This window comes from Nocardia mexicana NBRC 108244, from assembly GCF_001613165.1.
GTDB classification, from domain to species: domain Bacteria; phylum Actinomycetota; class Actinomycetes; order Mycobacteriales; family Mycobacteriaceae; genus Nocardia; species Nocardia mexicana.
This window is the reverse complement of record NZ_BDBV01000005.1, coordinates 1-12,301: the sequence shown is the minus strand read 5'-3', so window position 1 is coordinate 12,301 and position 12,301 is coordinate 1. Positions and strand designations below refer to the sequence as shown.

The window sequence follows — 12,301 nt, the reverse complement described above, 5'->3', positions numbered from 1 at the left end:
GGCGCCACTACGGTTCGATCAGGTCCTGCTCGTCGCTGTAGACGAAAGTGACTCCGCCCGTGGCGAAGTTGGGCACATCGGCGACGGCGGCCTGCCCCTCCGGGCTGGCCAGGATGCGCTCGATATCCTCGCGAGTATCGGCATAGAGCCCGACGACCAGATAGTACGGCGCGACCGCACCCCGCTCGATGCTCTCACCGTGCCCGATCGTCCATTTCTTCAACCCCACCATCTTCTTGGCGATCGGGATGTGCACGTTCCAGTAGTAATCGTCGAAATGCCCGGGATCGTCCGGTTGCCCATACAGAATCGTCAGTCGATACATCCCAGGCCTCCCTATGGCGACAAGTGTCACGCCGATCGTAGAGCCCGTGCGCGTCGTGCCCGTGGGTTTCGCTCGTGTGATTCCGTGCGCGTCGAAATGTCGTGGCGGAGTGGAGATGTCAGGCGTAGTGGTCGGCCAGGGCGGACAGTACGGGCGAGCAGCCTGCGTCGAGGGCGAGGGTGGCCAGGGGGTCGGCGCGGGTGGGGCCGCGGTTGACGATGATTACCGGGCGGCCCGTTCTGACGGCGTGGCGGACGAATCGGCGGCCGGACATGACCGTCAGGGACGAGCCCGCGACCAGCAGCACGTCCGCCTGGTCTACGAGTTCGAAGGCGACGGCGACCCGGTCCTTGGGAACGTTCTCGCCGAAGTAGACGATGTCGGGTTTCAGCATGCCGCCGCAGTGCGCGCAGTCGACCATCCGGAAGTGCCGGGTGTCGGCGACCACCGCGTCGGCGTCGGGAGCCACCTCGAGCCCGCTGGTGATCGCGGCCTCCGCGAAGCCCGGGTTGGCGGCCTCCAGCCGCTCGGCCAGGGTCATCCGCGAGATCAGGGCCGCGCAGCGCAGGCAGCGGACGCGCGCGTAGGTGCCGTGCAGGTCGAGCACGCGGCGGCTACCCGCCTTGGTGTGCAGCAGGTCGACGTTCTGGGTGATCACCCCGGTGACGAGACCGCCGCGTTCCAGGCGGGCCAGCGCCCGATGCCCGGGATTGGGCCGCGAGGCGTCCATGCGGCGCCAGCCGACGTGATTGCGCGCCCAATACCGTTGCCGGAACACCGGATCGCCCACGAACTGCTGATAGGTCATCGGGGTGCGGGGCGGTGAGCCGGGCCCGCGGTAGTCCGGAATGCCGCTGTCGGTGGAGATTCCGGCGCCGGTCAGCACGGCCACGCGGCGGTCGCTGATCAGCTCGAGCAGCCGGCCCATCGCGGGGTCGGCGCCGGTGGGCGGGATGTCCGGCATAGGTCCAGGGTACGGGCGGGCCCGAGGATCGGTGCTGGTCCCGGTATGGCACCGTGGAGCGGCAGCGCAGGTGCGAGAAGGAGCGAATCAATGCCCAAGGGTGTGCCGGAGACGATTCCCGACGACGGGTTGACCACGCGGCAGCGGCGCAATCAGCCGGTGCTGGCCGTGCACACCGGGGCGGGCAAGGGGAAGTCGACGGCGGCGTTCGGGATGGCGCTGCGGGCCTGGAACCAGGGCTTCGACATCGCGGTGTTCCAGTTCGTCAAGAGCGCCAAGTGGAAGGTGGGGGAGGAGGCCGCCTTCCGCACGCTGGGGCGCCTGCACGAGGAGACCGGGACCGGCGGGGCGGTCGAATGGCACAAGATGGGCGAGGGCTGGTCGTGGGTGCGCAAGCCCGGCTCCGAGGAGGACCATGCGGCCGCGGCGCTGGCCGGATGGCAGGAGATCGCCCGCCGCCTGGCCGCCGAACAGCACCGCTTCTACGTGCTCGACGAGTTCACCTATCCGCTGAAGTGGGGCTGGGTGGACGTGGACGAGGTGGTCGAGACGCTGCGCACCCGTCCCGGCAACCAGCACGTGGTGATCACCGGACGCGACGCCCCCGCCGCGCTAGTCGACGCCGCCGACCTGGTCACCGAGATGAGCAAGGTCAAGCACCCGATGGATGCGGGCCGCAAGGGACAGCGGGGCATCGAGTGGTGAGTCGGTGAGCACGCCCGCGGTGGTGATCGCGGCGCCCGCGTCGGGGAGCGGGAAGACCACGCTCGCAACGGGTTTGATCGGGGCGTTGCGGCGGGCCGGGCATCGCGTGGCGCCGTTCAAGGTGGGGCCCGATTACATCGATCCGGGGTATCACGGGCTGGCGGCGGGGCGGCCGGGGCGGAATCTGGATCCTGTGCTCGTCGGCGCCGAACGGGTGGTGCCGCTGTATCGGCACGGCACCCGGGGCCGCGATATCGCGGTGGTCGAGGGCGTCATGGGGCTGTTCGACGGCCGCATCGACGACAACCAGGCCGACGCCGTCGCGGAGGGCTCGACCGCGCAGGTCGCCGCGCTGCTCGGGGCGCCGGTCGTCCTGGTGGTCGACGCGCGCGGGCACAGCCAGAGCCTGGCCGCCCTGCTGCACGGCTTCGCCACCTTCGACAGCGGGATCCGGCTCGGGGGAGTGATTCTCAATCGGGTGGGCAGCGAGCGCCACGAGCAGGTGCTGCGCGCGGCCTGCGCCCGGGTGGGCCTGCCGGTGCTCGGCGCCCTGCCGCGCATGGCCGAATTGGCCGTCCCGTCGAGGCATCTGGGGCTGATCCCGGCGGTGGAGCACGGGGGCGCGGCGCAGGCGGCGGTCGAGGCGATGACCGAACTCGTCGCGGCGCACGTGGATCTGGCGGAGATCGCCCGGCTGGCGGCGGTGCGGGTGGATGGTCCGGCCTGGGATCCGATCGATGCGGTGGCGGGGTCCGCGGCCCGTCCCGATACCGGCGAGATCGTGATCGCGGTCGCCGGTGGGGCGGCGTTCACCTTCGGTTATGCCGAGCATCGGGAACTGCTCGAAGCGGCGGGGGCGGCGGTCGTCGCCTTTGATCCGTTGCGTGATGAATTACCCACTGGTGCATCGGGTTTGGTGCTTCCCGGCGGTTTTCCGGAAGAGCACGCCGCCGAGCTCGCCACCAACCGTCCGCTGCTGACCGCGGTGGCGGAGGCGGCGCGGCGCGGCATGCCCGTACACGCCGAATGCGCCGGGCTGCTGTATCTGGCCCGCTCGCTCGATGGTCATCGCATGGCCGGAGTCGTGGACGTGGCGGCCGAATTCGGGCCGCGGCTGACCCTGGGCTACCGGGATGCCGTGGCGCTGGCGGATTCTCCGCTCTGGCGCGCGGGCGAACGGGTGCGCGGCCACGAGTTCCACCGCACCCGCCTGGTCGGCGCCGATACCCATGCCCCGGCCTGGGGCTGGAGGTCGCCCGACGGCCGACCGACCCGCGAGGGCGCCCTGACCCACCGCGTCCACGCCTCCTACCTTCACACCCACCCAGCAGGAAACCCCACGGCCACAGCAAGATTCATCGCAGCAGCGGCCGCCTACGCAGCCGACCGCGCCGATGCCTGACCGTCGACGGCCCACCGCCGCCGCTCCGCAACGCCCCACCTCCGCGTCCCCCTGGCACGGATCCCCGCCGCGCGGCCCAGGGGGCCGCGCGGCGGGGAATGCAAGTGCCCTGTCGGCGGGGAATGCAAGTGCCCTGTCGGCGGGGAATGCAAGTGCCCTGTCGGCGGGGAATGCAAGTGCCCTGTCGGCGGGGAATGCAAGTGCCCTGTCGGCGGGGAATGCAAGTGCCCTGTCGGCGGGGAATGCAAGTGCCCTGGTTGGCGGCGGACCCATGTGCTTCGCAGCGTCTCATCCTTGCGGCTTGCTGGCATATATCCCCGTCGCGCGGCCCCTGGGGCCGCGCGACGGGGAATGCCGGTTATTCGGGGATGGAGGGCGGGCAGGGTGAGGGGTGGGGCGTGGTGAGCGGGGCCGGGGAGGAGTTTGTTGTGGGTGTGGGGCTGCGGCCGTCCACTGGTGCTGCGGAGATTGTTGCTGCTGTTCGGGAGGTTGTGGGGGACAATGTGGTTCGTTGTTTGGCTACCGTGGAGCGGCGGGCCGGGGCGGTGGGGTTGATCGATGCGGCGACGGAGCTGGGTGTTCCGATCGTGTCGTTCGGGGCTGCGGAGTTGGCGGGGGTCGAGGTGCCGAATCCGGATGCGCGTACCGCCGCGGCGGTGGGTGCGCCGAGTGTTGCCGAGGCGGCGGCGTTGCTGGCGGCGGGTGGGGACCTCGTTGTCCCCAAGCGGGTGCGATCGGGTGTCACCGTCGCGGTCGCCCGCTGCCCGCGTTAGCCCGGTTCAGTCGTCCTGGAGCTGCCGGAGCAGGCCGAGCCGGTCGATGACGGCGTGCCGTGCGCTGATCCGGTCGCCGGTGAAACGGAAGAGGGCGAAGGCCTCCATGCTGATCTTGCGGCCGGTGGCGGGAATGCCCATGAGTTCTCCGGTGTGGGTGGCGTGCATCCGCCAGCGCACCATCACCCCGTCGTCCTCGCCCACGATGTCGAGGATGTCGAAGGAGGGATCGGTGTAGGCGGCGTGGATCGCGCGCACCGCATCCTTGAATCCCTGTGCGCCGACGGCGTTCTGGTGGTCGCCCTCGGTGGTGACGAAGTCGTCGGTGAACAGCTCGTCGGCGATGTCGGCGTTGCCCGCCTCCAGGTTCTTGTAGAGGCGGCGGACGGTGTCCTTGTGTGACTGCGTGGTCATGATCGGTCCTTCGGCGATACGCTAATTACTGAGTGTCGACTCAGTAATTTAACCTCTTTACTGAGTGATCGCGCAAGAAGGAGGGAGCATCCGTGGCGGTGTCGCGACGAGGCCGACCGTCCACCGGGGTCCGCGAGGCGGTGCTGCGGGCGACCGAGGAGACGTTGGCGGAGGCCGGAATGGCGTTGTCCACCAAGGAGATCGCGCGCCGCGCCGGTGTCGCCGAGTCGAGCATCTTCTACCACTTCGGCGACCGGCTCGGCCTCCTGCAGGCGGTGGTCGGGCAGCACCTGCCGGACTTCGCGGACGCCGCGGTCGTGCTGGGGCGGCGCACCCCGAACCAGGACCTGCGCGCGGCCCTGGCCGCGCTGTTGACCGGCGTGGAACGCTTCTACCTCGGAATCATGCCGATTCTCGGTGCCCTGCAATCCGATCGGCAACTGCGGGACCTGCTGGTGAGCAAGGACGGTGAGATCGGCCCGCACCTGGCGCTGCGATCGGTCGCCGAGGTGCTGCGCGCCGAACAGCGGGCCGGGCTGGTGAATGCCGAGCTGGATCCGGCGGCGGGCGCGGTGCTGCTCGTCGGCGCCGCGCATCAGCGGGCACTGCACCGCTACCTGCTCGGCGATATCGCCGAACAGTTCCTGCCGCCGGTCGATTCCGTCGCCGAAGGGCTGCTTCCGGCGTTCCGGCCCGGAGCCGTGTGAGCGGTGCGTTCGCGCCGGAGCCGGGCCAGGGAACGAAGGCGATCGATCAGCGCCAGGAGTTCAGCACCCGGTCGACGACGGGGCGGATCTCGGCGCGGGCGTCGGTGCGGGGGACGCCCTCCATGAGGAGCCGGTCGTAGTCGGTGTCGAGGTGGCGCACCGAGGCGATGACGGCGAGGGTGACGGCCTCGTGGTGCAGCACCTTGGCGGCGGCGCTGCGCCCGACCCGGCCGCTGCCCCGCACCGCGGCGTGCGCGGCGATCCGGTCGGCCCGCTCGGCGGGACAGCGCGGAAAGAGCACCAGGATCTCCGCGGCCATCCGCGCCTGGAATTCCACGTCCTGATCGGCACGCCGCACCCGGTCGCGCTCCCGGCGCCGCATGCGCGCGTCCTCGTCGGCCAGGCACTGGTCCTCCGCGCGCGCCAGCGCCTGCTCCTCGACGAGGATGCCTTGGCGCTCGTATCGCTTGCGGCGCGGGTTGAATCGGACCACCACGGCCGACAGCGCGCTCTCCTTCTTGGCGCGGCGGCTCAGGGCCGCGTCCCCGGCGGGCAGGAACTCCAGGTGGTCCAGATCGGCACAGGTCAGACAGATCGGCCCGGTGCCGTCCATGATCAGATATGGCCCGGTCTCGGCGCATTCGACGCAGGACCACGACTCCTGTGCCTCGACGACCGTCAGATCGGGCACCCTGTTCTGCCGTCGCACCAGCTGTTCTCGCCGCGCCGGGGTGAGATCGGGTGAGAGCCAATGCATCCGGAATGCCGAGTCGTCGCCGTCGCCGAGAAATCGGAGCGCCCGCCGGTCGCGGCTGCCGGACAGGTAGGCCGTCTCGCTGGGCGTGAGACCGCTGTCGAGGGCCCAGTCCCGCAGGATGTCCACCGCGTCGGCGAGCCGCTGCCCGTCCACCGCGGCCGCCTGTTCCAGCGTGTCGACCCGCCCCTGCCGCCACCGATCCACGTGGCCGGAACGCAACCAGCCCACGCCGGTGAACACGTCGATCGCGGAGACGTACTTCTGCCGGGCCAGCGCCGCTTCCGCGGCCTCGACCACCCGGCGCCGGAGTTTGGACACGTCGCCCGACTTTACCGTTACGCGCCGGAGGGGCGGACGCGCGTCGTCCGGAAGTAGCACCGCCCTCGTCCGGACGGAGCATCGTTGGACACGTCGCCCGACATTACCGTTACGCGCCGGAGGGGCGGACGCGCGTCGCCCGGAAGTAGCACCGCCCTCGTCCGGACGGAGCATCGGGGGACCGGGGGTTTCCCGGATGTCCGGACCGGCCGCGATCGATACAGTGAGATTCCGCAAGCGATTCCGGCGGCCGTGCGCCGTCGTCCGGGGAGGTGCACATGGCGGTCGATGTGATTGTCGAACCCGCGCAACAGGATTCGGTCACACCGCGGCAGGCGCGCTGGTCCCCGGCCGTCCGTATCGCGTTCCGGTTCTTCTTCAGCTATATTGCGCTGTTCTACGTCGCCACCGCGCTGGTGCTCAGCACGCTGGCGGGATGGGCGGGGCAGTTCATCCCCGAGGCGGTCCTGACCGCACCCGGCCGTGCGCTGGATCCGCTCGTGCGATGGGTGGGATCGCACGTGTTCGGGACAACGATCCAGCCGGAGACCGTCACGGGCAGCGGCGATACCGCGGCTACCTGGGTGATGACGGCCTGCCTGCTGGCAATCGCCGCCGTGATCACCGCGATCTGGTCCGTTCTGGATCGCAGTCGCCCGGCCTATCCGGCCTTGCAGACCGGTCTGCGGCTGACGATCCGATTCGGCCTGGCGGCGGCGATGTTCGTCTACGGCTTCGCCAAGCTGTTCCCCACACAGATGACGCTCGGATTGTTCCGGTATATCGAGCGGTTCGGCGATATGAGCCCCATGGGGGTGCTCTGGTCACAGGTGGGATCGTCGAAACAGTATGAGATAGCGCTCGGTTCGGCCGAGGTGCTGGCCGGGGTGCTGCTGATCCTGCCATGGACGGTGACCGCGGGCGCGCTGCTCGCCCTGGTGTCGATGGGGCAGGTTTTCCTGCTGAATATGACCTTCGACGTGCCGGTGAAGCTGTTCGCCTTCCATCTGCTGCTGCAGAGCGCCATCCTGCTGGCGCCGGAGGCGCGACGGCTGACGCAGGTGCTGGCGGGCCGGGCCGCACCGGCCGCGACACCGGCACCGCGGTGGAGCACCGGGCGTACGGCGGTGATAGTCCAACTCGTTCTCGGTCTGTGGATCGTGGGTGGCGCGGCGCAGCAGGGCTGGTCGAATTGGCATGACTCCCAGCGCCTGTCGCCACTGCACGGCATCTGGGAGGTCACCGAGTTCACCGCCGCCGGACAACTGCGCCCACCCCTGACCACCGATCGGGAGCGGCCACGCCACATCGTGTTCGATCGCATCTTCGACCGGCCCACCGGACCGTCCACCGACACGGTCATCCAGGGCATGGACGACCGGATCAGCCGGATGTCCGCGATCATCGACACCGACCGGCACCGGATCGATCTGGCGCAGGGACCCGGAACGCCCTACGGGGCCTTGACCTTCGAGCGCCCCGCACCCGACCGGATGGTGCTCGAGGGCACCCTGCGGGACCAGCCGGTCCGCATCCTCGCACAGCGCATCGACGAGACGGCGTTCACGCTGCCCAGCCGCGGATTCCACTGGGTGCAGGAGTTCCCCTACAACCGGTGAGCCGAATCCGCTACGGCGCCACCGCGGTCCAGTCGGCGAAGCCGGTGGGGTCGTGGCGGCCCAGGCTGGCGTGCTCGAACAGGCCCCAGCCCTCGGCGCCGTTGCAGCGGGCCTGCGCGACGTGGTCGATGACGCCCCACGGGATGCGGCCCGCGACCGCCGGATCCGTGAGATCGTAGGCGACGCTGGACGACCAGCCCCGGCCCTTCCACTGACCGTGCCCCCAGTCCGGGTCGCCGCCGTAACCGCAGCCGATATGCAGCGCCATGAACGTGTGCGGCGTGATCTCCACCTCGAGCGGCTTACCGTCGGGCGTCGTCAGATCCAGCCGGGCGGCAACGGGAATCCTTGTGCCGGAACGGTATTCGATGTGCACGCGCGGCCAGCCGAGCTGCTCCACCCGGCCGTCCGGCCACACCCGCACGGCATCGTTGAGGGTGCGGAAGCCGTCCGGGTTCTCCTGCATGATCACCACGATCGCGAAGTCGTCGAAGCGCAACGGCACGTACATCCACCAGAAGCCGCCCGCCCCTTCGGCATTGGCGCGCCCGGCCGGTTCGGTCTCGCCGACCGGACGGATGCCCCAGGAGCGGTCGCGGGTACCGGTCCACACCTGCGGGTCGACGGTGATGTCGGTCCCGTCCAGGCTCAGCGTGCCCGACCACGAACCGACCTGGGCGAACCGGGACGCGTCGATGATCGGCCGGTTGCCCGCGAGGATCAGGTGCGGCTGCTCCTGCACCGCCGGGAACGCGCCGGTCCAGGTGAGGTCGAAGCCGAGATCGTCGTGCTCGCAGACGATCCGGATGCGCTGCAGCGGCTCCAGCACCTCGACGCGATACCCACCGACCCGCTGGTCCAGCCCTCGCTCGCCGAGTGCGTCGGAGAACCGCACCGCGCGCTGGGTGTCGCCCTGGCGGACGGCGGCATAGGCGTCGACGACCCCCAGGTTCGGGTACACCCCCATGCCGGTGATGAGCAGCGTGCCCCCGGCGCGATCGTGGGCGTTGAAATAGCTGCGGTCGTAGAAGTTCCGGTCGCTGCTGCTGGCGCGGGCGAACGACAGCGGAGTCTGGTGGATGGGGTATTCGTCCAAGGGGACGGGCATGATCGATCCTGTTCGTCGCGGGGTCAGTCCCATTCGTAGTTGCCTGCCAGCAGGGCCTCCAGGCTCGGCCGGTGCATGACGTAGTCGTCGCGGTCGGCGGTGTCGGTGTCCTCGCCGAAGTGGATCATCCGGCGCTTCACGCGCGCCATCACGATGCCGTGCCGCAGGGCGGCGTACACCAGATACCAGTCCAGGTCGCGCACGGTGTACCCGGTGAGCTGCCGGTAGTGGTCCACGACATCGCCGCGCCGCAGATAGTCCGGCAGGCCGGGCTGGTCGAATCGGGTGGCGATGTCCTGGAAGAAGCGGTGGATGAAGATGATCCACGCGATGTCGAGCTCGCGCGGGCCCAATGCCGCCATCTCCCAGTCGAGTACGGCGGCGGGCTCGAAGCCCTGGTAGATCACATTGCCGGGCCGGGCGTCGCCCCAGCTCAGTACGTCCGGGCCGGGATCGGCGGGCCAGTGCTCCTCCAGCCACTCGAAGGCCCGCTCCAGCAGCGGAATCCGGTAGCCGTCGTCGGCCAGCGCCCACCGGTACCACGCCTTCTGCGCGTCGACGTGGCGGCGCAATGCCGAACCCTCGCCGTCGAGCATCGGGAACTTCGCGACCGGATCGGGGAGGGCGTGGATCCTGGCGATGACGTCGACGGTGTTGCGGGTCAGTCGCAGCCGCTCGTCGGCGGTGGAGTCGAACAGCCAGCCGACGAACACATAGGGCGGATTGTCCTCGGGGATCCGGCCGTCCACCCGCCGCATCACGAAAAACGGCGTGCCCAGCACGGATTCGTCGGTCTCCAGCCAGCACAGCGGCGGCACCGGAACGTCCGTATGCTCGGCCACCCCGGCCATCACCGCGTACTGCGTCTCGAGGTCGTAGGTCTCGAATACCGGGAACGAGCCGGCCTCGGGCGCCATGCGCGCCACATAGGACCCGCCGCCGCCCCGGCCGTCGACCTGCCATTCGGCGTCGAACAGCACCGAGGAGCTCGACATGCCACCGGCCTGCGGGCGGGTCAGATTGGTGATCTTCGGCGGGCCGTCACTGTCCAGGCGGGCGGCCAGCCAGCGGGTGAGTCGTTCGGCGAGGTCGTCCAGATCGCGGGCGCTGGTGGTCAGCTGCCGGCGCTGTCCGGGATCGGGTTCGGAATCGGCCGACATGACCTGACCTCCTGGGCTCATGGAAATGCTTGCGCGCCAATCTGTTCCGTGGCGCAGGGCGCGGGCTGCGGCGCGCGCTGAGTGAAATGTAACGCGTTCTACCCAGTGTGGGAGTCGAATCCGGCGGCGAATTCCCCCAGTTCCGGTCACCGGGACCGCGGATTGCCCTACCGGCGGGTGACGCCGGGCCCCTACCCGGGTACGGGGCGGCGGCTCGCCTCCCTCCGCATGCGCGTGCGGCAAATCGGTCCGCAGCGGGAGGTGCGGCTCGGTATCTCGTTCCTAGCGTCGGCTGTCGTGAGCGAAGTAGTCCGCGGCGGATCGCGACGGTGGATCAGCCGCGCGGCGTAGTGCGGGATCGGGGTGCGACTCAGGGGCTTCCCGGAAGCGGCTGCGGCATCCGCTCCGTAACTTCGGAATGCAAACTTCATGAAAGGGGACGAGCGTGGGCGCAGTCGCAACGGCAACCTCACCGCCGGCGGCGCAACCGGAGATCGAGGAGCCGCGGCCGACGGGCTGGAATCCGGTGACCCGGATCGTGTTCCGGTTCTCCTTCCTGTACTTCGGCCTGTTCTGCCTGCTGTATCCGCAGCTGATCACCGCGTACCTCGGCTGGTTCAACTCCGAGCTGCCCCGCGATGCGGTGCTGTGGCAGGTGCGGATCCTCGAACCCGTCTACGCCTGGGTGGGCCGCACGGTCTTCGGCGCCGACGTCGAGCTGCGCTTCAACGGCAGCGGTGACCAGGGCGTGCTCTGGGTGCTGGTGTTCTGTGTGCTGGTGCTCGCGGTGGCCGGAACCCTGCTGTGGACGCTGTTCGACCGGCGCCGCACGCACTATCGGCCGCTGGCCGGGTGGTTCCTGCTGTTCATCCGGCTGTGCGTGGCCGGGCAGATGCTGAACTACGGTTTCGGGAAGCTGATTCCGTCCCAGATGCCGGAGCCGGCGCTGACGACCCTGCTGGAGCCGTTCGGCAACCTCGCCCCGTTCGAGGTGCTGTGGAACCAGGTCGGAACCTCGCCGCCGTACGAGATGCTGCTCGGCGCCGCGGAGGTGGTGGCGGCGATTCTGCTGTTCATCCCGCGCACCGCCCTGGCGGGCGCCATGCTGACCCTGATCAGCACGGCGCAGATCTTCGTGCTGAACATGACCTTCGGGGTGCCGGTGAAGATCCTGGCCGGGCACCTGATGCTGATGTCGCTGGTACTGCTGGCGCCCGAGGCGCGGCGGCTGGCCGACGTCCTGGTGTTCAACCGGACCGCGGGGCCGTCGACGACGCCGTATCCCTTCCACACCCCGCGCTCGCGCCTGATCGCGGGGTTGGTGCAGGTCGCGCTCGGCATCTGGGTGGCCGTGGAGATGATCCACGTCGGCTGGGGCTTCTGGAAGGAGGGCGGCCCGGACCGGCCGAAGCCGCCGCTGTACGGCATCTGGTCGGTGTCCGAGTTCGTCCGCGACGGGCAGGCGGTGCCGCCGCTGCTCACCGACGAAACCCGCTGGCGCACGGTCGTGTTCGACTTCCCCGGGCAGGTGTCCTACCAGCGGATGGACGGTGAACTGGTAACCGTCCCGGGCACCGTCGACGCCGCCACCCACCGGGTCGAACTGATCGACGGCGCCGCGCCGACGGCCGCGCTGACCTTCGAGCAGCCCGCGCCCGACGCGGTGACGCTGACCGGCGAGCTCGACGGACACCCGGTGACTATGACGCTGCGGCGGGTGGACCCGGACGGTCTTCCCTTGCGCAGCACCGGATTCCACTGGGTGCAGGACAACGAGCCCACCGGATAGATGCCACCGGGCGCCGGAGATCCCTGTATCCGGCGCCCACTGCCCGGCCCGCGGTCACGTGGCGGGCCGCCACGCCCCACCCGGCCCCCACGCACCGGGTGGGGCTGTGGTATTGGCCTCCGCTTCGCTGCGGCGGGTTTCGGCGCCTGGGAGTCTCGAGTTTCAGGCACCGCTGCTGGCTCCTTCGTCGCTTCGCAGCGGTACCTGAAACTCGAGACGCGCCGAAAACCTCCCAGGTGTAGTTGCTTGGCTATCGCTTC

The 12,301-nt window shown here is 69.8% G+C and carries 12 protein-coding genes; 6 read left to right on the top strand and 6 right to left on the bottom strand.

What is annotated here, in order from left to right; all coding sequences use genetic code 11:
- Positions 1 to 7 precede the first annotated feature (7 nt).
- Both NM1_RS02640 and NM1_RS02635 read right to left on the bottom strand, forming a co-directional pair.
- Positions 8 to 325: an EthD family reductase gene (locus NM1_RS02640; RefSeq protein ID WP_068013463.1), complete on the bottom strand. Its 318-nt coding sequence runs from the start codon at positions 323 to 325 to the stop codon at positions 8 to 10.
- A 118-nt stretch (positions 326 to 443) separates the two neighbouring features.
- A complete protein-coding gene (locus tag NM1_RS02635) occupies positions 444 to 1,253 on the bottom strand; it encodes an NAD-dependent protein deacetylase (RefSeq protein WP_114699652.1) in 810 nt (269 codons plus the stop codon).
- Positions 1,254 to 1,379: 126 nt separating this feature from the next.
- Here NM1_RS02635 and cobO point away from each other — a divergent pair, with 126 nt between their 5' ends.
- From cobO to NM1_RS44490, 3 genes are all read left to right on the top strand, one after another.
- Entirely contained in the window at positions 1,380 to 1,994 is a 615-nt protein-coding gene (gene cobO / locus NM1_RS02630; protein ID WP_068013459.1) for a cob(I)yrinic acid a,c-diamide adenosyltransferase, read from the top strand.
- Positions 1,957 to 3,396: a cobyrinic acid a,c-diamide synthase CobB gene (locus tag NM1_RS02625; RefSeq protein ID WP_068013455.1), complete on the top strand. Its 1,440-nt coding sequence runs from the start codon at positions 1,957 to 1,959 to the stop codon at positions 3,394 to 3,396. The genes cobO and NM1_RS02625 overlap by 38 nt, the downstream gene beginning before the upstream one ends.
- A 98-nt stretch (positions 3,397 to 3,494) precedes the next feature.
- Positions 3,495 to 4,169 carry a cobalamin biosynthesis protein gene (locus NM1_RS44490; protein ID WP_307719297.1) on the top strand — a complete coding sequence of 225 codons (675 nt, stop codon included), beginning with the start codon at positions 3,495 to 3,497 and terminating at the stop codon, positions 4,167 to 4,169.
- Positions 4,170 to 4,175: 6 nt separating this feature from the next.
- On the opposite strand, the gene NM1_RS02615 is transcribed toward NM1_RS44490, so the two are convergent.
- The gene (locus tag NM1_RS02615; RefSeq protein ID WP_068013451.1) at positions 4,176 to 4,583 is read right to left on the bottom strand and encodes an ester cyclase; all 408 of its coding nucleotides are present in this window, start codon (positions 4,581 to 4,583) and stop codon (positions 4,176 to 4,178) included.
- A gap of 92 nt (positions 4,584 to 4,675) precedes the next feature.
- Between NM1_RS02615 and NM1_RS02610 the strand changes: the two genes are divergently transcribed.
- Positions 4,676 to 5,290 carry a TetR/AcrR family transcriptional regulator gene (locus NM1_RS02610; protein WP_068013448.1) on the top strand — a complete coding sequence of 205 codons (615 nt, stop codon included), beginning with the start codon at positions 4,676 to 4,678 and terminating at the stop codon, positions 5,288 to 5,290.
- Between the two features lie 46 nt (positions 5,291 to 5,336).
- Here the strand turns inward: NM1_RS02610 and NM1_RS02605 are convergent, their stop codons facing one another.
- Positions 5,337 to 6,365, bottom strand: a complete 1,029-nt coding sequence (locus NM1_RS02605) for a DUF2293 domain-containing protein (protein WP_068013446.1) — start codon at positions 6,363 to 6,365, stop codon at positions 5,337 to 5,339.
- Positions 6,366 to 6,643: 278 nt separating this feature from the next.
- Here NM1_RS02605 and NM1_RS02600 point away from each other — a divergent pair, with 278 nt between their 5' ends.
- The gene (locus NM1_RS02600; protein ID WP_068013444.1) at positions 6,644 to 7,984 is read left to right on the top strand and encodes a hypothetical protein; all 1,341 of its coding nucleotides are present in this window, start codon (positions 6,644 to 6,646) and stop codon (positions 7,982 to 7,984) included.
- Between the two features lie 10 nt (positions 7,985 to 7,994).
- On the opposite strand, the gene NM1_RS02595 is transcribed toward NM1_RS02600, so the two are convergent.
- Positions 7,995 to 9,092 carry an Rv3169 family protein gene (locus NM1_RS02595; RefSeq protein WP_068013442.1) on the bottom strand — a complete coding sequence of 366 codons (1,098 nt, stop codon included), beginning with the start codon at positions 9,090 to 9,092 and terminating at the stop codon, positions 7,995 to 7,997.
- A gap of 23 nt (positions 9,093 to 9,115) precedes the next feature.
- Positions 9,116 to 10,252: a phosphotransferase family protein gene (locus tag NM1_RS02590; protein WP_068013440.1), complete on the bottom strand. Its 1,137-nt coding sequence runs from the start codon at positions 10,250 to 10,252 to the stop codon at positions 9,116 to 9,118.
- Between the two features lie 445 nt (positions 10,253 to 10,697).
- Here NM1_RS02590 and NM1_RS02585 point away from each other — a divergent pair, with 445 nt between their 5' ends.
- Positions 10,698 to 12,041, top strand: coding sequence for a DoxX family protein (locus NM1_RS02585; RefSeq protein ID WP_246011407.1), 1,344 nt, complete (start codon positions 10,698 to 10,700; stop codon positions 12,039 to 12,041).
- Positions 12,042 to 12,301: the final 260 nt, after the last annotated feature.